This window comes from Pseudoflavonifractor intestinihominis, from assembly GCF_040096055.1.
Lineage (GTDB): Bacteria > Bacillota > Clostridia > Oscillospirales > Oscillospiraceae > Pseudoflavonifractor > Pseudoflavonifractor intestinihominis.
In genome coordinates this window covers 1-25,187 of sequence record NZ_JBBMFK010000038.1, presented here as the reverse complement: position 1 = coordinate 25,187, position 25,187 = coordinate 1, and the positions used below count along the sequence as shown (strand labels likewise).

Below are 25,187 nucleotides of genomic sequence, written 5' to 3'. Positions count from 1 at the left end.
GGAGCGACGGAGCACTTTGAGATTACGGTGGAGAAAGAGGACCTGACAAGCTACGACGCGAACAATGCCAGAACCTATATTCTGGAGGATGGGGACTACTACTTCACGGTGGGAAGCGACGCCCACAACGCCGTCAACAATATTTTGATGGCGAAGGGCGCGGACGAGAGCCGGATGAGCGGCAGCGGAGACGCCGGCCTGACCTACAAGTGGAGCAACACGAGCTTTGACGCGGAGACCTATTCGGTGTCGCCGGTCACGGGCAATCCCATCACCAACCTGTTTGACAATGCGGACCTGAACAAGTACGAGGGCGCGGAGGACCAGCAGATCACCTACCTCACCCGCAACGACTGGGTGGGAACATTCCCCCAGGGCCCTGTATCGCTGCGGGTGACACAGGCGATGTGGGATGACGGACTGACCCATGAGGAGTCCGGCCGGGCGGCTCTGGTGGAAAAGTACAAGGAACTCTATTGGTCTGACGTCACTGAGGCGCCGGAGGTGGGCGTCAGTGGCACCCTGAGCGCAATCGACTTTGTGGACGTCCCGGCGGATGACCCGACCTGGCTGGACCTGGTGGACCAGATTCCCTATGAGTCGATGTTGAATCTGGTCTACAACGGCGCTTATCAGACGGCCGCCCTGCCGGAGATCTCGCTGCCCGGGACCCGGGAGTCGGACGGACCCACCGGCTTTACCAAGAGTCTGCTGGGGGGCAGCAGCGGCATGGCTTTCACCTCGGAGGACGTAATGGCGGCCACCTTCAATCCGGAACTGGTAAAGGAGGTAGGGAAGTGTATCGGCGAGGATATGCTCCATGCCCAGTCGGATAATACGGTCACGCTTATGGCGGGCATTTACGCGCCCGGAACCAATATCCACCGCACACCGTATCTGGGCCGTCACAATGAGTACTATTCTGAGGATGGCTGGCTGTCCGGAGAGATCTGCGCCGCCGAGGTGCAGGGCATCCGGGATCGGGGAATGCTGGCGTTTGTGAAGCACTTTGCCCTCAACGACCAGGAGGAGGGACGCTACGGCATCTCCACCTGGAGCAACGAACAGGCCATCCGGGAGCTGTATCTGGAGGGCTTTGAGGGCGCTGTCCGGGGCGGGGCCATGAATGTTATGAGCTCCTTCAACCGCATCGGAGTGGTGTGGGCAGGCGCCCACCACGGCCTGATGACCGGCATCCTCCGAGACGAGTGGGGCATGGAGGGCGCAGCCATCACCGACATGTCCATGAACGCCAGCTGGATGGACTATCGTCTGGGCGTGCTTGCCGGACAGGACTACTGGTGCGGCCAAAAGGGAAGCATGGGAACCCTGGATGGGAGCGAGGACGATCCCGCCATTGCCACTGCGGTGCGCAATGCAGTAAAGCACATTGTCTACGGCGTGACCCGGACTAATGTGATGAACGTGGGTGATGCCACTGTGGTATCCATTACGCCCTGGTGGCAGGTGACCCTTTATGCATCCACCGGTGTGCTGGCTATTCTCACGGTGCTGTGTGCGCTGATGGCGGTGCGCACCGGGAAAAAGGAGAAGTCTGCCGCTTTGGATGTATCATCAAAGGAAGAACAAAAATGAAAGGAAAGAAACTGGTGAAGCGGACTTATCAGAAATGGCTGGGCGTCACGGCCACCTTGGTGGTAGTACTGGCCCTAGCGGTGAGCCTCACCGGTACCGCTTTCTATTACAGTGGCTATGTAAATAGCTTCCTGGGCTTAACGGGAGGACAGAACATCGAGGTAAGCGGGGAGACCAATTACTATCCCTCTGCCTACGGGGAGCTGAACGCAGAGAACTCTGAGCGGCTCCTGGCCGACACACGGGACCACAATATCCGCGCCATGCATGAAGGGGCGGTACTGTTGCGCAACGAAAACAACGCGCTTCCTCTGAGTGCGGAGGAACGCAGAGTTACCTTTTTCGGCAACTCGGTGAAGGACCCGGTATACAAGTCCAACGCCGGCAACGCCAGCTTCAATGCGGACCGGGGCGGCGAGCTCTACGCCGCTTTTGAAGCGGCCGGCTTTGAGATTAACCCCGTTTTGCGGGAGGCATATGCCAACAGCGGCGTCAACCGTAGTTCGACCGCTACCCGGGGGACCTCCAGCATCGGCGAGGTACCCGTGAATTTCTATACGGATGATCTGAAGGCGTCCTTTGCTGACAACTACAACGATGTGGCCTTCGTCCTCCTCACCCGGTACGGTGGTGAAGGGGTGGATCTGGATCCAATGGATGCCGAAGGCGTACCCATGCTCTCTCTTCATCAGGAAGAGGCTGATCTGCTGAGAATGATCCACGACAGCGGGGCTTTTGCTAAAACCGTGGTGCTGATCAACAGCCCCTACGCTATGGATGTGGAATGGATCGAGCAGGAGGAGTATGGCGTAGATGCCTGCCTGGTGTTTGGCGCGGTGGGAGACTACGGTTTTATCGGCCTGACCGATATTCTGACCGGCACGTCCGATGTATCCGGGCACCTGCCTGACACCTGGGCCAGCAGCTCCCTCTCCGCCCCCGCGATGCAGAACTTCGGCGACTATCAGTTCACCAACCTGGAGAAGATGTACGGCGACCGCTACCTGGTCTATGCTGAGGACATCTATGTAGGCTACAAGTACTATGAGACCCGCTATCAGGACCAGGTCCTGGGGATCAACAATGCTGGCAGTACCGCAGGAGCCTTTGCCAGCGCGGAGGGCTGGGACTATGCTGCTGAGATGGCCTATCCCTTTGGCTACGGACTGTCCTATGCCCAGTTCACCCAGGAAGTAGAGTCCATCACCTGGGATCAGGATGCCCACACCGTGACCGCTCAGGTGAAGGTCACAAACGACGGCGGCTTTGACGGCGTTTCCAAATCCCTGGTACAGCTATATGCCCAGGCACCCTGGGAGCCGGGGCAGGTTGAGAAATCAGCTGTACAGCTTATCGGCTTCCAAAAGACGGGAGAGCTGGCCGCTGGAGAGAGTGAGACGGTAACCATCACGGTGCCGGACTACTACTTTGCCTCCTATGACGAAAACGCGGTCAACGGGGCCGACAGCACCAAAACCGGATGCTACATCCTCGACCCGGGGGAGTATTACTTCGCCATTGGCGACAGCAGCCACGACGCCCTCAACAACATCCTTGCAGCCAAGGGCGCAAGCGGAATGTTTGATGAAAAGGGCAACGTTGTCTCTGGGGACAGCGCTAGGACCGTCAAGGCAGAGCTGGCAGCTTATGACAACACCACCTGGGCTGTGCACCCCAGCACTGGGACTGTGGTGTCCAATCAGCTCCAGGACGCCGATCTCAATGAACATCTGCCCGACGCAGTTACCTACCTGACCCGGGCGGACTGGAACACGTTTCCTGTGAGCGTCACCGGGCTCACCGCCACGGATGCCATGGCGGAGGGGATGGTAGGCGCTACCTATGTCAAGCCTGCTGACGCGCCTGACACCGGTGATATGACCTTTGGAGAGGACGCGGGCCTCAAATTGGTAGGTATGAAAGACGTGCCCTATGGCGATGAAGAATGGCAGGCCTTCATTGAGCAGCTCTCTGTCAACCAGGTGGCCACCATCTGCGGCGACAACCGGGGCAATGTGGCCATTCCCGAGGTGGGCAAGCCGGCCAACGCCTCAACCAACGGCCCCTGCGGTATCCAGGGCAGCTATGTGAAGGGGAGCGGCAAAGCCTGCACACTCTATGTGGACGAGCCCATTCAGGCGGCAACCTTTAATTTGGAGCTGGCCGCTGAACGGGGAGCCCTCATGGCGGAAGAGGCAATGTACGCCGATGTGACAATGGTCTTTGGACCTGGGGCCAATATCCACCGCACCGCCTACCTGGGGCGCAACAGCGAGTATTTTTCTGAAGATGGCATGCTCAGCTATTTTATGAGCCGGGACACTGCCCGGACCATGACAGAGAAGGGCATCATCACCGGATTCAAGCACTTCTGCCTCAACGACCAGGAGGTGAACCGCCACGGCGTGGCCACGTTCTCCACAGAACAGGCCTGCCGGGAGATTTACTTCCGGGCCTTTGAGGGCGCCATGTCCGATGATAACGCGCTGGGCGTGATGACCAGCTACAACCGCATCGGGCTGACTGCCTCCCCAGCCCACCGGGGCGCCCAAATTGAGATCCTCCGCAATGAATGGGGCTTTAAGGGCATCAATATTACCGACTCGTCTAAAGATGCATCCGACTATGTGCTTACCGCCGAGTGTATCACCGGCGGCACGGACCTGTTCCTCTCCGACACAGGCCGCACCAGCCAGCTGACCAATTTGGCGATTAAAGAGCGGGACGGCAACATCCTCCGCTGGATGCAGACCGCCAATAAGCACTTCTACTACGCCCACAGCCGGAGCATTCTCGTCAACGGACTTTCGACAGAGACTGTCATTGAACAGACTATCTACTGGTGGCAACCCACCCTCATTGGTATTTGCATAGGGGTCGGTGTGCTGGCAGCAGCATCTTTGGCGGTGTTTTTTGGGAAGGCATATCTCAGAAAGGAGTGCAAGTAAGATGAAAAAGTCCTTTGCAGACCGGAATTTTGGCTTCTATATACTTTTGGCTGCGGCGTTTATTGCACTAGCCGGAGCCATCCTCTATCTGGCGTTGGACGGGGGAGATCGCACCTTTACCATCCTTGGGTTCCTGCTGGCGCTGGCCGGGGCGGTCTCTACCATATTGGCGGTGCTCACCCGACTGAAGTTCGCGCCTCTGGTGCCCACTGCTCTCTATGCCGCAGCCAGCGCGCTTGTGCTCCGGCTGGCGCTGCCCAGCCTGTCTGACCTATGGAACAAGGTCAATTTCATCGGTGGAAACGCCGTCTTGGGCATGACATTTGCCGGAGTGTTCCTGCTGTGCGCCGTCTTGGGCACTGTGTCCTGTTTTACTGGAACAGAAAAGAGGTAAGCAGGGTGATTGTCAAAGCGGTTCAGCAGATTATGCTGGGAAAGATCACCCGAACAGAAAAGGAGACCTTTGCTACCCTGGAGACCATCAAATTTGCTGGCTACGACGGCATTGAGCTTAACGGCTTCATGATCCGGCCCACCGGCATCCTGGTGCGGGCGCTTACCGCCGCCGCCGGGATGCCGGCGGGGAGGGGCGGAGCCTATGACTGGGCGGCTCTCACCCGGGAAGCGGGATTAAAAGTGGTCTCTCTGCACGAGGATTTGGGTACGCTCAAGGCAGACCCGGAGGCTGTGGCGCAGCGGGCAGCAGAGCTTGGGACCGACAAAGTGGTAGTCACCGGGATGTATCGCTTTGATTACACCGACCGCACAGCGCTGGCAGGGCTGTGCGCCGACCTGAACAGGTGCGGCGCACGCCTGCACGCGGCGGGGATGGAGCTGCTCTATCATAATCACAATGTGGAGCTGTGCCGGATCTCTGAGGGCGGAGAGCGTGCCTATGAGTACATCCTGCGTGAGACCGACCCGGAAGCGGTCGGCTTTGAGTTCGACAGTTACTGGTTTACGGAGGCCGGGGCTGACGCTGGGGAGTGGATGGAGCAGCTGGGCGGACGTATGCGCCTATGGCACATCAACGACAGGGGGTCGCGCCAGCGCGGCCCCTCCATAACCCCGATCCTGAAGTCTGACAGCATGGAACTCGGGTGCGGTAATATGAATTTAGACCGCTTGACGCAGCAGGCAAAGGCCAATGGCATTCAGGCTGTCGTGCTGGAGAGCCATCGAAACCATGTGGAGCACAGCGCCATTAAGAGTATTCAATGTTCGGCTGCATATCTGAATCAAAATTTCTAAAAGTTCTTCAGGAAAGGACAGGAGCAGAAATTCATAAAAGAGGCACAAGAGAGCGCAGTTCCGGCAGTAGTGATATAAATGCGGAATGAGAGTTGTAGACATATGACACGAGAGAAGATCAACATGAATGAGAACTGGACCTTTTACGGGCCCAAAGGCACACCGGAGACAATCAATCTGCCTCACACCTGGAACGCGGTTGACGGACAGGACGGCGGAAACGACTACTGGCGGGGCGCCTGCACCTATGAGACAACGTTTCCCATGCCTGAGTTCGACCCGGATACCCAGACGGTATACCTGGAGTTCCAGGGTGTAAACGCCTCCGCCGACGTGGAGCTCAACGGTACAGCAGTGATTCACCACGACGGCGGCTACTCCACCTTCCGTGCGGAGGTGACCGGGCTGCTCCAGGCGGAGAACCACATGACCGTCCGGGTGGACAACAGCGTCAACGACCGGGTTTACCCCCAGAAAGCGGACTTCACCTTCTACGGCGGCATCTACCGGGATGTGACGCTGCTGGTGGCGAACAAGCACCACTTTGACCTGGACTTCTTCGGCGGTCCCGGTCTGCGCATCACCCCTGCGCTGGACGGCACCACCGGCAAAATCCGGGTGGAGAGCTGGACCAATGTGGAAAACCCCACTGTGGAGGTGATCCTCACCGACGCAGCGGGTGCCACCGTGGCCACCGGCCAGGGCGCTGACGTGACCCTGGACATCCCCAATGTGCACCTGTGGGACGGCGTGAAGGACCCCTATCTCTACACCGCCACCCTGCGCCTTGTGGAAAACGGCACGGCAGTGGACCAGATCTCCAGCCGCTTCGGCGTGCGCACCTTCCGGGTGGACCCCAAGGAGGGCTTCTTCCTCAACGGACGGCGCTACCCCCTCCACGGCGTGTCCCGCCACCAGGACCGGAAGGGTCTGGGCAACGCCCTGACCAGGGCCCACCACGATGAGGACATGGACCTCATCCGGGAGATCGGCGCCAACACCATCCGCCTGGCCCACTATCAGCACGACCAGTACTTTTACGACCTGTGTGACCAGTACGGCATGATCGTCTGGGCGGAAATTCCCTACATCTCCGAGCACATGCCCAACGGCCGGGACAACACCATCAGTCAGATGAAGGAGCTCATCATCCAGAACTACAACCACCCCTCCATCGTGACCTGGGGCCTGTCCAACGAGATCACCATCTCCACCAAGGACAAGGCGGACATGCTGGACAACCACAGAGTGCTCAACGACCTGTGCCACAGCATGGACACCACCCGGCCCACCACCCTGGCCTGCTACGCCATGTGCGGCCCCTTCAACCGCTCGGCCCACATCTCCGACCTGGTGTCCTGGAACCTGTACCTGGGCTGGTACGTGCCCGGACTGTTCCTCAACGACCTGTGGATCTCCTTCTTCCACCTGGTCTATCCCAAGCGGTGCCTGGGCTACTCCGAGTACGGCTGCGAGGGCATGCCCAACCTCCACTCCTCCAAGCCCCGCCGGGGAGACCACACCGAGGAGTACCAGGCCATCTACCACGAGTTCATGCTCAAGTGCTTCCAGCGGCACCCCTACATGTGGAGCACCCACGTGTGGAACATGTTCGACTTTGCTGCCGACGCCCGGGATCAGGGCGGCGAGCCCGGCATGAACCACAAGGGTCTGGTCACCTTTGACCGCAAGACCAAAAAGGACAGCTTCTATCTCTACAAGGCCTACTGGAGCGAGGAGCCCTTTGTCCATCTGTGCGGCAGCCGGTACACCGACCGGACCGGGCAGACCACCACCGTGAAGGTCTACTCCAACCAGAGCGAGGTATCCCTCTACGCCAACGGCAAGCTGGTGGAGACCAAGAAGGGAGACAGAGTGTTCACCTTCAAGGTGCCCATCAGCGGCCAGATGAAGCTGGAGGCCCGTGCCGGCAAGTGCCGCGACACCATCCTCATCCGGCGGGTGGAGCAGCCCAACGAGGCCTACAAGCTGAAGAAGGGAAAGAGCTCCAGCGCCAACTGGGTGTGAGCCCCAACGCGAATCAAACCGGTATGTTTTAAAAGAAGAAGGAGATGCCAAGTGAAGAACCATACCCATGACGCCTCCGGGAAGGGTCTGAACCGGGCAAAGCCCTATCAGCTCGTCCTCTTCCCCCTGAACAACGGCGCTACTAACGTCTATTTTGTCCTGATTTTGTCCTATGTGGCCCAGTTTGGATCCAGCATCCTCCATCTGGGCATCTTTGCCTCCCTCATGGTTACGGTCATGCGGGTGTGCGACGCCATCACCGACCCCATCATCGGCGCCATGATGGATCGTACCAGCACCAGAATCGGCAAATTCCGGCCCTTTATGATTTTGGGCAGCGTGGTTATGGCGCTGAGCGTCATCGCGCTCTACATTCTGCTGCCCTTTATCCCCGAGACCATGATGCCCCTGCGCTACGTGGGCTTTACCGTGGTCTACTTCATCTGGGTTCTGGGCTATACCTTCCAGACCTCGGTCACCCGGGCGGGACAGACCGTCCTCACCAACGACCCCAACCAGCGCCCCATGTTCACCATCTTCAACACGGTGGGCTCCCTGCTTGGCATGGGCATCATGCAGTTCCTTATTCCGCTGATCAAGGCCATGTATGACGTGAAGGACGCCGCCGGAAACATCATCACCTCCGGCTATGCCAACCCCATGGTCTACCGCATCATCACCCCCATCGGCATTGCCATCTCGGTGCTGCTCACCATCCTGGCCATTATCGGCATCGCCGAGAAGGACCGGCCCGAGTTCTACGGCCTGGGCGGCCAGCAGGAGAAGGTCAAGATCTCCGAGTATGTCCAGATCATCAAGGCCAACAAGCCCATGCAGCGCCTGATGGTGGCGGGCGCCGGCTGCAAGCTGGCCCTGGCCATCGCCACCAACACCACCGTGCTGCTGGCCCTGTACGGCATTGTCATGGGCAACTACAACTCCCTGTACCTGCCCATGATGGTCCTGGGCTATGTGTGCGCCGTCCCCTTCTTCCTGCTGTCCATGCGCACCAGCCAGAAGAAGGGCCAGCGGGCCTCCCTCATCCGCTACGTCTCCGTGGCCCTCATCTGCTACGTGGGCGTGCTGGTGCTGCTGATCGTCAGCGACTACGGCAATCCCAGCCTGATGCTCTCCTTCCCCTTTGAGGGTGGCGGAGCCATCAACCTGTACACCATCCTGTTCATCCTCTTCTTCGGCGTGGGCTACGGCGCCTACTACGCCACCGCCGACATGCCCATCCCCATGGTGGCCGACTGCTCGGACTACGAGACCTACCGCTCCGGCAAGTACATCCCCGGCATCATGGGTACCATGTTCTCCCTGGTGGATAAGCTGGTGTCCTCCCTGGCCCAGACCCTGGTGGCCTTTATCTTCCTGGCCTGCGCCGGCCTGGCCGACCTGCCCACCGACAGCACCCCCTACTCTGCCGGCATCAAGGTGGCCGTCATCGTCATGTTCTGCATCATCCCCATGCTGGCCTGGGCCGCCACCCTGCTGGCCATGAAGGGCTACACCCTCACCGGCGCCAAGATGAAGGAGATCCAGGCGGTCAACGCCGCCCGCAAGACCGCCATCGAGCAGGGCATGTCCCTGGAGGAGGCCATGGAGCGGTACCAGACCGTGGACCAGGTGCCCGAACAGCTGCGAAACTGAACTGAAAGGGAGCGTAAACCTTGAATACCTTTCTGACCGACGATTTTCTGCTGGACACCGAGACGGCCAAGGCCCTCTACCACGCCTACGCCGCCAAGATGCCCATTGCCGACTACCACTGCCACATCGACCCCAAGGATATCTGGGAGGACCGGCGCTTTGAGAACATCACCCAGATCTGGCTGGGCGGCGACCACTACAAGTGGCGGCTCATGCGCTCCAACGGCGTGGAGGAGAAGTACATCACCGGCGACGCCTCCGACTGGGAGAAATTTGAGAAGTTCGCCCAGACCCTGCCCCGTGCCATCGGCAACCCCATGTACCACTGGTGCCACCTGGAGCTGAAGAACTACTTCGGCTACACGGGCGTGCTCAACGGAGAGACCGCCCGAGAGGTGTGGGAGCTGTGCAACGACAAGCTGCAGCACGACCCGGCCATGAGCGCCCGGGGCCTGATTCTGGGCAGCAACGTGGCCATGGTGGGCACCACCGACGACCCCTGCAGCGGCCTCATCTGGCATGAAAAGCTGGCAGCGGACAGCTCCTTTCCCGTGCAGGTGTGCCCCAGTTTCCGGCCCGACCCGGCGGTGAACCTCCACAAGAGCGGCTTCGCCGCCTATCTGGAGCAGCTGGAAAAGACCACCGGCCGCACCATCGCCACCGTGGATGACGTGCGCGCCGCCCTGAGCGACCGCATCGCCTTCTTTGACGCCCACGGCTGCCGCTCCGCCGACCACGGCCTGGACTATGTGATGTGCCGTGAGGTGTCCGACGAGGCCGCCACTGCCGCCATGAACAAGGCACGCTTAGGGGAGCCCATCACCCGTGAGGAGGCCGAGGGCTACCAGACCGCCGTCATTCTCCACTGCGCCCGGGAGTACCGGAAGCTGGGTTGGGTCATGCAGCTCCACTTCAGCTGCATGCGCAACCCCAACAGCCGCATGATGGCCCAGCTGGGCCCGGACACCGGCTTTGACTGCATCGCCGTCACCGACAGCTGTGCCGCCACCTACCGCCTGATGGACGCCCTGGAGCGGGAGGGCAATCTGCCCAAGACCGTGCTGTACAGCCTGAACCCGGCGGACAACGAGTGGATTGACACCCTGCTGGGCGCCTTCCAGGGCCCCGAGACCGCGGGCAAGATCCAGCACGGCAGCGCCTGGTGGTTCAACGACAATAAGACCGGCATGACCGAGCAGCTGACCAGCCTGGCCAACCTGAGCGTGCTGGGCAACTTCATCGGCATGCTCACCGACAGCCGCAGCCTGCTCAGCTACGCCCGGCATGAGTACTTCCGCCGCGTGCTGTGCGCCCTGCTGGGCCGCTGGGTGGAGAACGGGGAGTACCCCCGAGATATGATCACCCTGGGCGGACTGGTGCAGGACATCTGCTTCAACAACGCCAAGCGCTATTTCAACCTGTAACAGAAGGAGAAAAATATGAAGCTTTCGTTTCGCTGGTACGGAGAGAGCGACCCCATCTCTCTGGAATATATCCGCCAGATTCCCGGTATGCGCAGCATCGTCACCGCTGTATACGACGTCAAGCCCGGCGAGGTCTGGCCTGAGGAGAGCCTGGCAGGCCTGAAGAAGGACTGCGAGGACAACGGCCTGGTGTTCGACGTGGTGGAGTCCATCCCCGTCCACGAGGACATCAAGCTGGGCCGTGGCGACGTGGACCACCTGCTGGAGGTCTACTGCGAGAACATCCGCCGCTGCGCCAAGTACGGCGTCAAGTGCGTGACTTACAACTTCATGCCCGTCTTTGACTGGACCCGCACCCAGCTGGACAAGAAGGCCCCCGACGGCTCCACCAGCCTGGTGATGTACTGGGAGCAGATGAAGGGCCTGGACCCCCTGAAGGACGACATCCACCTACCCGGCTGGGATTCCAGCTACACCCAGGACGAGGTCCGCGAGCTCATCTCCGCCTACGGCGAGATCGGCGAGGAGGGCCTGTGGGCCAACCTGGAGCGGTTCCTGAAGAAGGTCATCCCCGTGGCCGAGGAGTGCGGCGTGAAGATGGCCATCCATCCCGACGATCCCCCGTACCCCATCTTCGGCCTGCCCCGCATCATCACCTGCGAGGCCAACCTGGACCGGTTCCTCAAGCTGGTGGACTCTCCCGCCAACTGCCTGTGCCTGTGCACCGGCAGCCTGGGCTGCGCCAAGAGCAACGACGTGGTTGCCATGGTGCGCAAGTACTCCGCCATGGGCCGCATCGCCTTCATGCACATCCGCAACGTGAAGATTATGGAGGACGGCTCCTTTGAGGAGCGGGCCCACCTGTCCAGCTGCGGCAGCCTGGATATGTACCAGATTGTCAACGCCCTGGTGGAGACCGGCTTTGACGGCTATGTCCGTCCCGACCACGGCCGCATGATCTGGGGCGAGACCGGCAAGCCCGGCTACGGCCTGTATGACCGCGCCCTGGGCGCCGCTTATATCAACGGCCTGTTCGAGGCCTGTGAGAAGGCAAAGAAGTAATCTGTTTTTCTGAAAGAAGGAGCTTTATTATGATTAATCTGCCTCTGAATGTGGATTTTACCGGTAAGGTCGTCGTCGTGACCGGCGCCGGCGGCGTGCTGTGCGGCGAGATGGCCCGTGCCTTCGCCCGGGCGGGCGCCAAGGTGGCCGCCCTGGACCTGAACGAGGACGCCGTGAAGAAGCTGGCCGACGAGTGCAAGGCTGAGGGCTATGTCTGCGAGGGCTACAAGGCCAACGTGCTGGAGCCCGAGGCTCTGGAGGCCGTCCACGCCCAGGTGCTCCAGGACCTGGGCCCCTGCGACATCCTCATCAACGGCGCCGGCGGCAACAATCCCCGCGCCACCACCGACAACGAGTATCAGCACGAGGCCAAGGAGGGCCAGAAGACCTTCTTTGACCTGGAGCCCAACGGCGTGGACTTCGTCTTCAAGCTGAACTTCCAGGGCACCCTGCTGCCCACCCAGGTCTTTGCCAAGGACATGGTGGACAAGCAGCACGGCTGCATCCTGAACATCTCCTCCATGAACGCCTACATCCCCCTGACCAAGATCCCCGCCTACTCCGGCGCCAAGGCCGCCATCTCCAACTTCACCCAGTGGCTGGCCACCCACTTCGCCGGCAGCGGCATCCGCTGCAACGCCATCGCCCCCGGCTTCCTGGTGTCCAACCAGAACCGGAAGCTCCTCTTCAATGAGGACGGCACCCCCACTCCCCGTACCGCCAAGATCCTGGCCGGCACTCCCATGAACCGGTTCGTGGAGAGCGACGAGCTGCTGGGCGGCGTGTTCTTCCTGTGCGACGACAAGGCTGCCAGCGCCATCACCGGCGTGGTCCTGCCCATCGACGCCGGCTTCGCTGCCTACTCCGGAGTGTAATAAGCTCTTACTTTTAGAATCTGAGATCATGAAAAGGAGTGTCGCGATATGAACGCTATCAATCAGGCTATTTCTAACATCGGCGTTGTGCCGGTGATTAAGCTCAACCACCCTGAGCGGGACGCTGTGGCACTGGCCAACGCCCTGTGCGAGGGCGGCGTGCCCGTGGCCGAGGTGACCTACCGCGCCGCCGGCGCCGCCACCGCCATCAAGCTGATGAGCGAGGCCAAGCCCGACATGCTGGTGGGCGCTGGTACCGTGCTCACCACCGAGCAGGTGGATGAGGCCGTTGCCGCCGGCGCCAAGTTTATCGTCACCCCCGGTCTGGATGTGGAGATCGTCAAGTACTGCCAGTCCAAGGGCGTGCCCGTCTACCCCGGCTGCACCACCGCCACCGACTACCACACCGCCTACAAACTGGGCCTGGAGGTCCTCAAGTTCTTCCCCGCCGAGCAGTCCGGCGGCCTGGCCAAGATTAAGGCCCTCAGCGCCCCCTTCCCCATGTTCAAGGTCATGCCCACCGGCGGCATCTCCCTCAAGAACCTGAAGGACTACCTGTCCTGCCCCGTCATCTGCGCCTGCGGCGGTTCCTACATGGTCACTGCCGACCTCATCGACAACCAGAAGTGGGACGAGATCGTGGCGCTGTGCAAGGAGTCCGTGGCCATCGTGAAGCAGGTGCGCGGCAATGGCTGAGTACACGCTGGCCCATGTGGGCATCAACGGCGCCAACCCGGAGGAGGCCCGGAAGGCGGCGGAGCTGTTCTGCACCCTGTTCGGCTTCACCGCCAAGGAGGGCAACAGCTCCATCTTTGCCGGCAGCGGTATTGAGGTCATGAAGGATCCCTACAAGGGCACCCACGGCCACATCGCCATCGGCACGCCCAATGTGGCGGCGGCCCAGGCGGAGCTGGAGGCCAAGGGCTTCACCTTTGACCCCTCCACCGCCAAGTACCTCTCCGACGGCACCCTCAACGCCATCTATCTGACCGATGAAATCTGCGGCTTTGCGGTCCACCTGGTGGGCAAGAAGTAAGGCAGCATACAGGAGGAAACCGAGAATATGAAAGTTGTTACCTTCGGCGAGCTGATGGTCCGGCTCCAGCCCTACAACTACGAGCGCTTTGTCCAGGCCGACCACCTGGAGTTCAGCTTCGGCGGCGGCGAGGCCAATGTGGCTGTGTCCCTGGCCAACTACGGCGCTGACGCCGTGTTCGTCACCAAGCTGCCCGCCCACGCCATCGGCCAGGCGGCGGTCAACTCCCTGCGCCGCTACGGCGTGGACACCAGCAAGATTGTCCGCGGCGGCAGCCGCGTGGGCATCTACTACAACGAGAAGGGCGCCTCCCAGCGTGGCAGCGTGTGCATCTACGACCGCGCCCACTCCGCCATCCAGGAGTCCCAGCCCTCCGACTTCGACTGGGACAGCATCTTTGAGGGCGTGGACTGGTTCCACTTCACCGGCATCACCCCCGCTCTGGGCCCCAACCTGGTGGAGGCCTGTGAGGAGGCCTGCAAAGCCGCCAAGGCCCACGGCGTGAAGATCTCCTGCGACCTGAACTACCGCGGCAAGCTGTGGACCCGTGAGCAGGCCCGTGAGGCTATGACCCGCCTGTGCCAGTACGTGGACGTGTGCATCTCCAACGAGGAGGACGCCAAGGACGTGTTCGGCATCGAGGCCGAGGCCACCGATATCTACGCCGGTGAGCTCAACCACGAGGGCTACAAGTCTGTGGCCAAGCAGCTGGCCGACAAGTTCGGCTTCGAGAAGGTGGCCATCACCCTGCGTGAGTCCCACTCCGCCTTCGATAACGGCTGGAGCGCCATGCTCTACGATGTGGCTTCCAATGAGTACTGCTTCTCCAAGAAGTACAACCTCCACATCATCGACCGCGTGGGCGGCGGCGACAGTTTCGGCGGCGGCCTCATCTACGCCCTGCTGTCCGGCAAGTCCACCCAGGAGGCTGTGGAGTTCGCCGTGGCGGCCTCCGCGCTCAAGCACTCCATCGAGGGCGACTACAACATGGTCACCCTCCCCGAGGTGGAAAAGCTGGCTGGCGGCGACGGCTCCGGCCGCATCCAGCGTTGAATTCTAGTAGGATATTTTTTCCTTTCATTGGCGGTGGAATCCCGTCTAAGGAAATTATGAAGATACTTCAGCATTTTTATTGTAACAGGGGAGTAGAGACGGTAGACAGAGCTGGCCCGGAGCTTCCGTTGGCCACGCAAATCGTTCAGGAGCAGAGCAGTTGAAAAAAACCAAATCCAGCAACATGGGGAGTATATTCTCTCTTTTCCTGTGGAGGGCCAAAATTAAGGAAAGCTAAGTAAAAAGCTGCCAAGATTGCATCCTTATGGTGCGTCCTGGCAGCTTTTAATAATATCATCTCTGCCTAATCTTGAATGGTCCGATGATGTGTTCTTATGATCTCCTGATTTTTAATATCCAAGTTGGACATTCTGGTCTAGCTAGAAGTTTCATAGGAACTCTAAAAATCGTTTGGTTAGAGCTTCACATACTTGCCGAGAGATTGTGCTTGTCCTTCTTTTTTTGGAGGGGTTTCCACTCGAGTGGTTCCATAAATTTCAGAGCGTGAACAAATTCTCAAAGTGTCTGCCGTGTTTGTGTTAAAGACTGACCCGGCCGCTTTGCCAGTTGCGGGTCAATTTTATGGAATGATGTTTGAAATAACAATTCTAAAGTTCGTTTGAGTTTTTACCTGTTGTGCTGGGACTTTAATTTCAGAGTATCAGATAGTGTCTCCGGTGAACATAGGCTGGCACATAATATGTTTGGAATTGCTCCATATGTTGCGTTGTAACCTGTCGAAGAAGTTTGGGGGATACGAATGTAGAGACTATTTGACATTACTAAGACATTTCTTTGTTAGATAGTAAAAATGGCCTTCACTTGAGAACTATGGTATAATACTTCAAAACGACAGTATATGTCGGAGGTGGAACCCGTGCACCCAGGACAAAAATCCAGTGAGGCAATCTACCAGCGATTGACCTGGACCAGGTACAACTTGCAGGTATGTGGCAGAGTATTTTGGAACAGGGCTTTGAGGGGTGATTGATGTAATGGAATTTCAACAACTTATTTCCTATTTAAATGATAATAGCGGTGCTATGACATTCTTGGTTACCGCAGTTTATGTTGTAGCGACCATATTTATTTGTTGGGCAAATATTCAATCTGCCAATGCATCAAAAGCCCAGCTAAAAGAGATGCAACGGCAGTTTTATTCAATCAATCGTCCGATTGTTTCCGTAGAAATTGTCTATCTTCGGAGAGTGTTTTGGGCGCTTAGATTTACAAACCACGGTACACAAACGGCTTTCAATACGAAAATAATTTTGGATTCCGATTTTATTGAGAGTTTAAGCGAACCAAGATTTCTTAAAATTGTAAAAGATAATAATAATAAAATTCGAACCATCGGAATTAACCAGAGTTATGATTTATTTATTGGAGGTAATGATTTTAGAAAAAGAGATTCGCAAGTTCCCATCAAAGGACAAATAATCTATCGTGGAATCAATGATTCCGTATATGCAGAAGATTTTGAAATTGAAACGCAAAATTACGCTACATTTTTCTCTATAAATTCGGATAGTGAAGATTTAATGGAAAAGCTAAAGGAGCAGAACGGGGAGCTTAAAAAAATAAGCAGTTCCCTACAATTGCTGGCTACAAAGGCAGCAAATAAAATGCACAAAGAAAATAAAAAGAGAAAGTAATATCTAAACAAACCACCGTCTGTTAGTTTCAAAGTTCGGGAATGTGCGTACAGTTACGGGATGACGGAGTATCCTACGGTAATTACTATAGTAGCTTACTTTTGAAAACGACCAACAAGTACACAAAGCTACCTGTAAGCCACAGACCGGTATCCTCGAAGGCCACGGTTGGGCAGATATGAGTAACTTCAAGAGAGCGGACCTGGAAGAGAAGACGAACCTGATGAATCTCTACTCCATAAGACTGGTGATCTGCATAGCCAGAAATCCATTATACTAGGAGAGGCTCGGCTTATCGGTCTGCCTTTTGGCAAGAAGCCCGCCTTCACCTTTACCGAGGTGCTAATCAGATGGACCAGGAAGTCCAGCAGGATGGGGATATTCAGGAAAAACTCCCGTTCTAACTGGAATACCACACTGTATAAAACTACTGGTGGATATTCGTCGAGCAGGAGATCTGCATCGGCGCTGGCCGGCTCCGGCGTTTTGGCATAAACTTCGCATAGACGAAAAAGCTATGACAGTAGCCGTTATAAACGCTGTATTTTATTTTCTATAAACTGCCAGATATCCAAGCTGCCCTGTAGGCAGTGATAAAGGCCGGAGATAGGGAGGAATGCCCGCTATCTCCGGCCTTCTATTGTATGCTTTAGCGAAATGAGAACCCCCAGCTCTGCTGAGGAGAGTAAAAAAGCTTTAGCTTCAAGCATCGAGCAAAGCGAGAATAGAATAATAACGCTCTTCTCATAGCATTAAGGACTGATTTAGTGCGTTAAGCGCCCGTTTACGGGCTGTGGGGCAAGTGATGCAAGTGGCGGATTTTTCGGTGCCTCTTGAGAGGCTTGCCGGTACGATGCCCTTCTAGGGCTTACACAAGCCCCCGGCTTAGCCGGGGGTCATGACTAAGAGATTTTGAAATGTCTTACCATGCTTTCTTTTGCTGCCAAGACCAAATCGTATATTACTTGCCGCTCCACAGGGCTGCAGGCATCCAAAAGAAAGGCAAACTCTAGATGAGAGTTCCCGGGCGTCTTGGGATCATTCAACAGTGTGCCCGGCGGAATATCCAGTACCTCCGCGATTCTGAGCAGAGCAGGGAGACTGAGAAGTTTCATGCCGCGTTCGATGTGGCTGATATAGGGCGTGGAGAGCTCTGCCCGTTCTGCCAATGCTGCCTGAGACAGCCCACGCAGCTTCCTCAGATTATGTATCCTGACGCCAATGTTTCGATAGTCTTGCTCACGCATAACGACACCTCTTCTTCTGTAAATCATTTTTGACACAGCACATCCGGGCCTTGGCCACCAACTGGGATTTGCGGGGCTTTGGTTCCTGCCGGAGGGCTTCTTCCAGAGCGTCTGGGTCTCCAACCAAAACCACATGCTTCCGGGCGCGAGAGATGGCAGTATAGAGTAGGTTCCGCGTCAGCATGACGCCAAAAGATTTGACCAGCGGAAGAATGACCATGTCATATTCAGAACCCTGGGCCTTGTGGACCGTGATGGCGTAGGCCAGACTGAGCCGATCCGAGGGATTCTCTCCAATCCAGCAGGCACGTCGTTGCCCGGGACAGGATATGCCGAACGAGCCTGGCTGAGAAAGAAAGTAGAAGTGCCCTACATCTCCGTTGCAGACCATCTGCTGCCAGTCATTTTCCAACACCATGACCCGGTCGCCCTCCCGAAAGCAGGCGTCCGGCCAGTCCGGATTCTGGTTTGCAGGGACGGCGGGATTCAGCATGTCCCGAAGCGCATCATTCAAACTTGATACAGACAGCTTTCCGGAACTGCGGAAAGGGGAGAGGACCTGCGTGGAGCCGCCCATGCGGTAGAGCTTAGCACCTCCGCAGCACACTGCCTGACAGATGCGCTTCTCGTCAGTCTGTGGGACGAAATAGAAGCTGTTGTCAAAACGCAGATCCGCAAGGCTGCGGCACTCCTGAAAGTGCCGTACATTATGTCCCAGAGCCGCAGCCTGGGCGGACTGCCGGTGGCAGATTGTCAACTGGGTGCAGGGTACACCCAGTGCCAACAAGTCTGTCAGTACATTTCCGGCTCCTACCGAGAGCAGCTGATTGGGGTCCCCGATCAGGACAACATGGGCGAATGGAGAGACCTTGTGCAGGATGCCGGCCAGCATCTCAAGAGTCATCATGCTGGCTTCGTCAATCACCACCAGGCCGGTCAAATCCCAATACACAGGCCCCAGAAAGTTTTCCTCCGGGCGCAGGCCAAGGGCACCATGTACGGTACGTGCCTGAACGCCAGTGCGCTCGGTCAGGTTGCGTGCAGCTTTTCCGGTGGGAGCACAGAGGATGCAGGAAGAAAGACGATGAGGTGCCTGGGCGATCAGTCCACGCACCAGGGTGGTTTTGCCGGTTCCGGCACCACCCAAAATGAGAGAAAGTCGGTGGCCGAAAACCATACGGATGGCGGACTGCTGTTCTCCTGTCAGAGTGGTAAGCTCTGTCGACGCAGGCATATCCTGCAACGCACTTTGGAGCTCGTTATTGGATAAAATGTCCGCCAGGAACTGAGCAGCAGCATTTTCATATGCCAGGGTCTTTGCGAGGTAAATCCGGCGCCCTTCTTGGGCAATCCGACCCTCCTTCTGTAAAAATGTCTTATCCGCCCGAAAGGCATCTTCCGAAAGGGAGGGATGCTTCTGCTTACACAGCTGGTACAGTTCCTCTGCGGTGGAGTAGGCGTCTCCGGCCAGCTCAATGTTGTGCAGGACGTTAAGGATATATTGACCGCGCAGTTCTTTTTTCGTTGCCATCTTTATGCCCCCTTCATACGCTTTGCTTCTGCAGGAAGATTCCGACTGCCTCTGTTTGAGCAATTAAGAGTACTGACTGCACGTTCCAGGGTCTCGCTGGAGATATGCAGGTAGCGGTTGGTGGTGGACACGGTGGAATGTCCAACGAGCCGGGCAATTTCCGCCAACGGGACTTGATTGGCCTCCAGATGGGTCACATAGGTGTGACGGCAGCAATGGGGGCCGAGCTTCCTGACGCCGGGGACCCGCTTCAATGCGGCATAATATTTGTTGCGGAAAGTTCCCACGCTATACAGCAAACTCTTCCGGGTGGAGGTCCAGATGTAAGACTTTCCACCATGCGTTCGAAGGTATACTGCATATGGACGGTAGTCCTCGGGAATCGGTACAGTCCGACAACTCCGCTTGCTCTTGGGTGGGCCGATGGTTGGCTTTCCGTCTACCATTTTGATGGCCTTGTTGACACAGATCTCAGAGCCATCCTCAGCGATGTCCTCGGGCCGAAGCGCCAACAATTCCTGTACCCGCAGCCCACTGCCAAGCAGAAGCCTGATACTGTTGCCCAAAAGGTCATCGCGCAGATATTTCTTTAATAAGGCGACTTCCTCGTAAGAAAACGCATCCTTCCCGGTATCCTCTGTACTTTGAGTTCGAATGGCCTTTGCTTTGCGGGCGGGGTTCTTCAAAATCAGTCCATTGTTCTCCGCAGCATCAAAGATCTGAATGAGCATGCTTCTGCATTTGCTGATTTTGGAGAGGGAACACCCCTCCTTCAACAGCTTTGTCATGAAGCTGTTAATATGCTGAGGCTTAATTTCGCTCAGCACCATATAATCGAAAAAGGCCTTCAATAGTTTCAGGGTATACCGATAGCTTGAATAGGTGGAGGGCTGCACCTGAGTCACATAATCCTGGTACCACTGCTCGGCCCACACAGAGAACGACATGGAGCGGCTCAGAGTCGTCAAGCCGGCAGCCGTATCAGCAAGATACCGGCGGATTTTTTGCTGGACCTCACTTTTAGTCGGGGCGGTAAAACTGACGATGTTCCGTTTTCCGTCCGCTCTATACCCGTCCATAATCTGGCCCCGCCAAGTACCGCTTTTTAATTTGCGGAAGCAGCCTTCACCGTTGGAACGCTTGTTCATGTACGGCCTCCTTATGCGGAAGCCATGTGGCGAGCCAGAGCTTCGGGGATGTGGGTGCGAAGCTCGACCCAGGCCAGAAAGGCCGATTTGGGAATCCGGATGCTGCCGCCGATCCGGCATACCGGAAAGTCAGCCCGGTGCGTCAGTTCGTAGGCGGCTGCCTGGCTGATGTTGAGATAGCGCTTGACTTCGCTTACTGTCATGTAGACACATTCCTGTCCGTTCATTTTCGTAACCTCCATTTTGAAGTACGAAAACAAAACAGCGTGCAGGGCAGTTACCTACACGCTGTGGACAGTTTCGTCTGGAACGCAGGCATCTTGTCAGATGAGCCAAAAGAAGATATAATATGCCTGCGGTGCGACATCAGTCGTTGTGTAGGTGGTAAGGCACCTAGCAGGTGCATGGGAGGTGCGAACTCCCATGCACTGCCGCTGTTTTATTTTCTGACAGTATTATAAGATATACGCGCACGTATATCAATGGACATACTTGCCAATAATACGCGCGCGTATATATGCAGCTTGCCATATTTTTGCCAGCAGCCAGCTGTGATATGGTATGGAACATGAGGAGGAGAGACGATGCCTACTTCTGATGCACAGAAAAAAGCAAATGACAAGTGGCGCAGCAAGTTTGAGGAGATTCGGGGCTTTCGGGTTACGCCTGAAAAGAAACAAAAGATGCTGGCATATATAGAGACGACAGGGGAGTCCATGAATACCTTCCTGAACCGGGCCGTAGATGAGGCGATGGAACGCGGCTCAAAATGATGGTGTGATCGGCATATAGTGTAATCAGCAAAAGAAAGGAGCTGCCTCCTGTGGGAGGCAGCTCCTTCTATTTTGTTATCCGGCGTATCGAATCGCGATGTCCATGGTCTCGGTAAGGCCTGTTTCCAAACTGGTGATATATACCGTAACAACAGTATTCTCGGCAGCGGAGTTCATAACATAGAAACCCAGCGTGAGGTAGTCACCGACTGCAAGGTAACGAGTGTCCGTTTCCGATGTGGAAATGGAGTAATACTTCGTGATGCATTCGGGCTTTACATACCCTTGGGCAGTGATGTCGCTTTTGGCGATGTTTGCATCGGCATCAGGATAAACGTAGATGTTGCCGATAACATCAAGGCCATTGCTCGTATAGTGGGCAGAATCTTTGGTGGTGAATTTGGTGCCTTTGTCGGTATACCAAACCTGTGCCAGGCGGTAATACTCCGGGCTGGGAGACACGTAGTAGACCGGATCGTTGTCGGTATCCAGACGAAAATTAGCGGTTTCGCCTTCGGCAGGGCGCCGTTCATAGGAGGTCACGCCTACGGTAAGCAGCATAGGGAAGTTACCATTCTCGTCTCGCACATCGTTATAGAACTGAATGGAGGAACTACCGGAGCTCGTAATGGTAATTTCAGCCTTGTATCCATCCAAATTTGCAATAGATACGCTCTCATTGGGGGTTTCCCATTGGCCGGGCTGGGTGTATCCAAACTCTTCAGCATCCAGCGTGAATTTATCCCCAGGATAACCTGTGACCTCAAGGGTGGTGAACCGCACTTCCATAGCAGGGTTGAAAGAAGTAGTCATAATACCGATAATGCCGTTGCCCAGGTCCACATAGACCTGCTGCTCTACCACGTCATCTCCGACAGCCAGCTCTGTGCCGGCCGGAATTAACCCTTTGGAACTTTTGCCCGGGCGGACCTGAGTATCATTGACACCGGGAGCAATTGTTTCGAAGGCCTCCTTGACGGAAATAGGATCATCCTTCACAACAATGCCGCCGGGGAGGGTGATCTCCGTTCCGCTCTGGCCGCTGGAGGAGCTGTCAGAAGAATCGTCTCCGTTCAGCTTCTGGTCCATGCGCATAAAAACAGTTGCGGCCTCTGCCCGGGTCAGCTCCTTGTTGGGATTAAAATTGCCTGCAGAGTCGCCCGCCATCAGGCCAATGGCCTGCATATACTTGACGCCTTCCAGCGCCCAGGAAGGGATTGACGCGATATCGTTGAATGCCGCAGAATTCCCATCCTCTTCGAGGTCTGCATTGATGCTGTGCAGGTAATTGGAGAGGATAACCGCGATTTGAGCACGTGTCACAACAGAATTGGGGCTGAAGGTATTCGCGCCGGTGCCGGAAACATACCCCTGCTCATAGGCCCAGTTGATGGCATTCGCATACCAGTCAGAGGACTGCACATCGCTGAAGCTGGCGTCCTTGGCCGAGGATACGTCCGCCTTCGCCACGTTGCTTAAAACCACCACAATCATGCCGCGGGTCATAGGCGTTGAGGGCGAGAAGGTGCCGGCACCGGTGCCGGAAAACATTCCGTGGCTCACGGCGTAGTCCACGGCCTGGGAGTACCAGGCGTCATCGGGCACGTCGGTAAATGCTACGGCGTGAGCGGCTGTACTGACTGCGGCAATATTGACCGTCATGGCTCCCGCCAGCAAAAGACCGGCAATCTTTCTTTTCATGGATCCTCTCTCCTTGCTTGAAGATGTTTTTGAGGGCCAACCCTCGGGATAACGCAGCAACAATATGTGGAAGTTTACAAGCTGCAGAAACATTTTCCCTTGCTGGACATATATCTTACTATACTGGAGATTTGTATGTAAACGCCTTTCGTGGGAACTTCTGTTTTCGAGTGATTTTTGCAAGGAGTCAGCATTTGCTTTATACAGATTTTTACCTGGTGCTTATCCAAACACAAAACCGGCTTCTGGTGCCGCACAACAGCACAATTTAAAATGACGGTATTTTGTGTGTGCTGCTGTGTGGAAACACTGTCATTGGACTTTTGGGAGATGACGGTGTTTTCCTGTTGCTCAACATCAAAAATGACGGAGAAATTACTGTTTTGACATTTTCTGAAGTGACGGGGTTTTAATGCCGGTTGATTTTTTGGAATGACGGCGTTTTGAAGCACTTGGGTAAAGTGGTTCAGGTTCAGAATGACGGCATTTTACTTTTAAACGAATGGAATCTGTTTTTTGAACTGACGGTGTTTTTACGTCTGAGCTTCGGAAACTCCATTTTGAGAATGACGGTATAATTGCCATGAAAAAGCGTCGAAGCCATTGCAGCTGCTGCGTTTTTAAATTTATATCATCTACCGCTGAGACCACTCACAAATTTTTGCGCGAGAGTCACTGGCCTGCCCGTGTTGAATATGTGTTGAACGAGTATAAAATAGTTGGAAATAAAAGAACGACTGAACACCAAATCTTGCGGAAGTAAAAGGAATTCCATATATAACTTCTGATGTTCCTGTAATTTTTGATTTCTTACTTGAATGGCATTCAAGAGGTCAGCGGTTCGATCCCGCTTATCTCCACCAAAAAGACCTGAAATCGTAAGATTTCAGGTCTTTTTTCATGTGGTTTGACAGTCAACCGGCAGCTGCTTGTTCCAGGGTGCAAAAGCGTCCCGGGACAGAGCGCGTTGCACTTCTGCCGCGCATATCCGTGCGCTGCTTCGCTGACTGCTTGGCCGGTATTTGTGCGCAGGGTACTATGCTTCCTGAATCTGCATCAGCGCCAGGGCCAACTGATCCGGGCAGGAGGTTCCCTTGTCCAGGCATTGGATTCCCTTGAGCCGTGCAATCGCGTCCTCCACCCGTATGCCCACCAGAAGGCGGCTGAGGGCCTGGGTAAAGCCGGGGCAGCCCAATACAAATTCCACCGAACGGATGACGCCGTGGTCCACTTCTACATGAATCTCCTTGGCGCAAGTGCCTTTTGTTTGATAATGCATGATTTTCTCTCCTATGTCTGGTGATGATCCGCAGTTTGCTGTATAATAAGAATAAGCCTTCCCATTGTGGGAAAGTCAAGGGCCAAACAGGGAGGAATCTTTGGTGCAGGGCTATCTTTCCATCAGCGACTTTGCCAGACTTCGCAATGTAAACCCCAAATCGCTGCGATACTATGAACGGATCGGCGCGCTGATTCCCGCCTATACCGACCCGGAGACGGGCTACCGGTACTATGCCCTGGAACAGCTGGTGGAGATGGATATGATTCTGATGTGCTTGGAGCTGAACATCCCCCTGCGGGACGCGGAGCAATACCGGCAGCCCGACCAGACGTTGGACATCCGGCGTCTTCTGCAGGATGGGCAGCAGAAGGCACTGGAGAAACTGGCCCACCTCCGCAATACCATGCTGCAGATGGAGGATGCCCTTCGCCGGATCGAAGAAAACCGGCCCTATCAGAACAAGAGCGGATGCTACCGGCGCCATCTGCCCCGACGGCTGATTCTGCGGATGCCCTTTACCCCGTCCGGCGGAGAACTGGAGTTTAAGCGGCGCTCTGCGGATATTTTTCTCCGGGGGCAATCCATGGGCCTGCTGCCGGCCTTTACGTTTCCCATCGGCCTGATTGCCCGGCGGCAGGGCGGCCAGCTGGATACCGATATTTTTCTGGAGGTCCTCCAGCAAAAGGACGGTATGACCGACCTGGAAGTGCTGCCCGAGGGGGACTATTTCTGCCGGCAGGAATCGGCCCAGGCGTCGGCGCATCTCGATACCCTGCTTTCGGAATACTTTATAGAGCATCCCCAGGCAAAGCAGGTAATTCTCACCAATCTGACCGCCGCCCATTTTGATTTAAAGGGGCCGGCGCTGGAACTGCAGGAACTGATTTGAAACGAGGCGGGCGCCGGGAGAGCTCTCCCGGCGCC

General features: G+C 56.4%; 21 protein-coding genes. 15 read left to right on the top strand and 6 right to left on the bottom strand.

Annotation, left to right across the window (positions count from 1 at the left end; all coding sequences use genetic code 11):
• The 13 genes from WMO64_RS16065 to WMO64_RS16005 form a co-directional block, all read left to right on the top strand.
• The coding region (locus WMO64_RS16065; RefSeq protein ID WP_349232632.1) for a glycoside hydrolase family 3 N-terminal domain-containing protein at window positions 1-1,596 on the top strand (1,596 nt) is incomplete at its 5' end.
• The gene (locus tag WMO64_RS16060) at window positions 1,593-4,544 is read left to right on the top strand and encodes a glycoside hydrolase family 3 protein (RefSeq protein WP_349232631.1); all 2,952 of its coding nucleotides are present in this window, start codon (window positions 1,593-1,595) and stop codon (window positions 4,542-4,544) included. The genes WMO64_RS16065 and WMO64_RS16060, both read left to right, overlap by 4 nt.
• 1 nt (window position 4,545) lies before the next feature.
• Entirely contained in the window at window positions 4,546-4,938 is a 393-nt protein-coding gene (locus WMO64_RS16055) for a hypothetical protein (protein WP_349232630.1), read from the top strand.
• Between the two features lie 5 nt (window positions 4,939-4,943).
• Entirely contained in the window at window positions 4,944-5,795 is an 852-nt protein-coding gene (locus WMO64_RS16050) for a sugar phosphate isomerase/epimerase family protein (protein WP_349232629.1), read from the top strand.
• 102 nt (window positions 5,796-5,897) lie between these two features.
• Complete coding sequence (locus WMO64_RS16045) at window positions 5,898-7,823, top strand: glycoside hydrolase family 2 protein (protein WP_349232628.1); 1,926 nt, start codon at window positions 5,898-5,900, stop codon at window positions 7,821-7,823.
• A gap of 51 nt (window positions 7,824-7,874) precedes the next feature.
• A complete protein-coding gene (locus WMO64_RS16040; protein ID WP_349232627.1) occupies window positions 7,875-9,476 on the top strand; it encodes an MFS transporter in 1,602 nt (533 codons plus the stop codon).
• Window positions 9,477-9,496: 20 nt separating this feature from the next.
• Window positions 9,497-10,900, top strand: coding sequence for a glucuronate isomerase (uxaC, locus tag WMO64_RS16035; RefSeq protein WP_349232626.1), 1,404 nt, complete (start codon window positions 9,497-9,499; stop codon window positions 10,898-10,900).
• 15 nt (window positions 10,901-10,915) lie between these two features.
• A complete protein-coding gene (gene uxuA, locus WMO64_RS16030; RefSeq protein ID WP_006574236.1) occupies window positions 10,916-11,962 on the top strand; it encodes a mannonate dehydratase in 1,047 nt (348 codons plus the stop codon).
• A 29-nt stretch (window positions 11,963-11,991) separates the two neighbouring features.
• Complete coding sequence (locus WMO64_RS16025; protein WP_349232625.1) at window positions 11,992-12,837, top strand: SDR family oxidoreductase; 846 nt, start codon at window positions 11,992-11,994, stop codon at window positions 12,835-12,837.
• A 48-nt stretch (window positions 12,838-12,885) separates the two neighbouring features.
• Window positions 12,886-13,533, top strand: a complete 648-nt coding sequence (gene eda / locus WMO64_RS16020; RefSeq protein WP_349232624.1) for a bifunctional 4-hydroxy-2-oxoglutarate aldolase/2-dehydro-3-deoxy-phosphogluconate aldolase — start codon at window positions 12,886-12,888, stop codon at window positions 13,531-13,533.
• Window positions 13,526-13,873 (top strand): VOC family protein, encoded by a 348-nt coding sequence (locus WMO64_RS16015; RefSeq protein ID WP_006575163.1) that lies wholly within the window; start codon window positions 13,526-13,528, stop codon window positions 13,871-13,873. Before eda ends, WMO64_RS16015 begins: the two co-directional genes overlap by 8 nt.
• Window positions 13,874-13,900: 27 nt before the next feature.
• Window positions 13,901-14,926: a PfkB family carbohydrate kinase gene (locus WMO64_RS16010; protein ID WP_349232623.1), complete on the top strand. Its 1,026-nt coding sequence runs from the start codon at window positions 13,901-13,903 to the stop codon at window positions 14,924-14,926.
• A 995-nt stretch (window positions 14,927-15,921) separates the two neighbouring features.
• The gene (locus WMO64_RS16005) at window positions 15,922-16,581 is read left to right on the top strand and encodes a DUF8453 domain-containing protein (protein ID WP_006575159.1); all 660 of its coding nucleotides are present in this window, start codon (window positions 15,922-15,924) and stop codon (window positions 16,579-16,581) included.
• 902 nt (window positions 16,582-17,483) lie between these two features.
• Here WMO64_RS16005 and WMO64_RS16000 read toward each other — a convergent pair.
• Genes WMO64_RS16000 through WMO64_RS15985 form a run of 4 tightly spaced genes read right to left on the bottom strand, consistent with a single transcriptional unit; the run spans window position 17,484 to window position 20,734 of the window.
• Window positions 17,484-17,828: a helix-turn-helix domain-containing protein gene (locus WMO64_RS16000; protein ID WP_349232622.1), complete on the bottom strand. Its 345-nt coding sequence runs from the start codon at window positions 17,826-17,828 to the stop codon at window positions 17,484-17,486.
• The gene (locus tag WMO64_RS15995; protein ID WP_006575154.1) at window positions 17,821-19,359 is read right to left on the bottom strand and encodes an ATP-dependent DNA helicase; all 1,539 of its coding nucleotides are present in this window, start codon (window positions 19,357-19,359) and stop codon (window positions 17,821-17,823) included. Before WMO64_RS15995 ends, WMO64_RS16000 begins: the two co-directional genes overlap by 8 nt.
• 2 nt (window positions 19,360-19,361) lie before the next feature.
• On the bottom strand, window positions 19,362-20,507 hold the full coding sequence (locus WMO64_RS15990) for a tyrosine-type recombinase/integrase (protein ID WP_349232621.1): 1,146 nt from the start codon (window positions 20,505-20,507) through the stop codon (window positions 19,362-19,364).
• An 11-nt stretch (window positions 20,508-20,518) separates the two neighbouring features.
• The gene (locus tag WMO64_RS15985; protein WP_242823756.1) at window positions 20,519-20,734 is read right to left on the bottom strand and encodes a helix-turn-helix domain-containing protein; all 216 of its coding nucleotides are present in this window, start codon (window positions 20,732-20,734) and stop codon (window positions 20,519-20,521) included.
• Between the two features lie 357 nt (window positions 20,735-21,091).
• On the opposite strand from WMO64_RS15985, the gene WMO64_RS15980 reads away from it, so the two are divergent.
• The gene (locus tag WMO64_RS15980) at window positions 21,092-21,280 is read left to right on the top strand and encodes a hypothetical protein (protein ID WP_006575151.1); all 189 of its coding nucleotides are present in this window, start codon (window positions 21,092-21,094) and stop codon (window positions 21,278-21,280) included.
• Window positions 21,281-21,355: 75 nt separating this feature from the next.
• On the opposite strand, the gene WMO64_RS15975 is transcribed toward WMO64_RS15980, so the two are convergent.
• Both WMO64_RS15975 and WMO64_RS15970 read right to left on the bottom strand, forming a co-directional pair.
• A complete protein-coding gene (locus tag WMO64_RS15975) occupies window positions 21,356-22,981 on the bottom strand; it encodes an S-layer homology domain-containing protein (RefSeq protein ID WP_349232620.1) in 1,626 nt (541 codons plus the stop codon).
• Window positions 22,982-24,017: 1,036 nt separating this feature from the next.
• Entirely contained in the window at window positions 24,018-24,275 is a 258-nt protein-coding gene (locus WMO64_RS15970; RefSeq protein WP_494338274.1) for a TIGR03905 family TSCPD domain-containing protein, read from the bottom strand.
• 88 nt (window positions 24,276-24,363) lie between these two features.
• Here WMO64_RS15970 and WMO64_RS15965 point away from each other — a divergent pair, with 88 nt between their 5' ends.
• A complete protein-coding gene (locus WMO64_RS15965) occupies window positions 24,364-25,152 on the top strand; it encodes a MerR family DNA-binding transcriptional regulator (RefSeq protein WP_349232618.1) in 789 nt (262 codons plus the stop codon).
• Window positions 25,153-25,187 lie beyond the last annotated feature (35 nt).

What these genes read in the sequence shown, in the direction of transcription:
- WMO64_RS16060 (WP_349232631.1), top strand. Translation starts at nt 1,593, where the DNA reads ATGAAAGGAAAGAAACTGGTGAAGCGGACTTATCAGAAATGGCTGGGC.
- WMO64_RS16055 (WP_349232630.1), top strand. Translation starts at nt 4,546, where the DNA reads ATGAAAAAGTCCTTTGCAGACCGGAATTTTGGCTTCTATATACTTTTG.
- WMO64_RS16045 (WP_349232628.1), top strand. Translation starts at nt 5,898, where the DNA reads ATGACACGAGAGAAGATCAACATGAATGAGAACTGGACCTTTTACGGG.
- uxuA (WP_006574236.1), top strand. Translation starts at nt 10,916, where the DNA reads ATGAAGCTTTCGTTTCGCTGGTACGGAGAGAGCGACCCCATCTCTCTG.
- WMO64_RS16025 (WP_349232625.1), top strand. Translation starts at nt 11,992, where the DNA reads ATGATTAATCTGCCTCTGAATGTGGATTTTACCGGTAAGGTCGTCGTC.
- eda (WP_349232624.1), top strand. Translation starts at nt 12,886, where the DNA reads ATGAACGCTATCAATCAGGCTATTTCTAACATCGGCGTTGTGCCGGTG.
- WMO64_RS16015 (WP_006575163.1), top strand. Translation starts at nt 13,526, where the DNA reads ATGGCTGAGTACACGCTGGCCCATGTGGGCATCAACGGCGCCAACCCG.
- WMO64_RS16010 (WP_349232623.1), top strand. Translation starts at nt 13,901, where the DNA reads ATGAAAGTTGTTACCTTCGGCGAGCTGATGGTCCGGCTCCAGCCCTAC.
- WMO64_RS16005 (WP_006575159.1), top strand. Translation starts at nt 15,922, where the DNA reads ATGGAATTTCAACAACTTATTTCCTATTTAAATGATAATAGCGGTGCT.
- WMO64_RS16000 (WP_349232622.1), bottom strand. Translation starts at nt 17,828, where the DNA reads ATGCGTGAGCAAGACTATCGAAACATTGGCGTCAGGATACATAATCTG.
- WMO64_RS15995 (WP_006575154.1), bottom strand. Translation starts at nt 19,359, where the DNA reads ATGGCAACGAAAAAAGAACTGCGCGGTCAATATATCCTTAACGTCCTG.
- WMO64_RS15990 (WP_349232621.1), bottom strand. Translation starts at nt 20,507, where the DNA reads ATGAACAAGCGTTCCAACGGTGAAGGCTGCTTCCGCAAATTAAAAAGC.
- WMO64_RS15985 (WP_242823756.1), bottom strand. Translation starts at nt 20,734, where the DNA reads ATGAACGGACAGGAATGTGTCTACATGACAGTAAGCGAAGTCAAGCGC.
- WMO64_RS15980 (WP_006575151.1), top strand. Translation starts at nt 21,092, where the DNA reads ATGCCTACTTCTGATGCACAGAAAAAAGCAAATGACAAGTGGCGCAGC.
- WMO64_RS15975 (WP_349232620.1), bottom strand. Translation starts at nt 22,981, where the DNA reads ATGAAAAGAAAGATTGCCGGTCTTTTGCTGGCGGGAGCCATGACGGTC.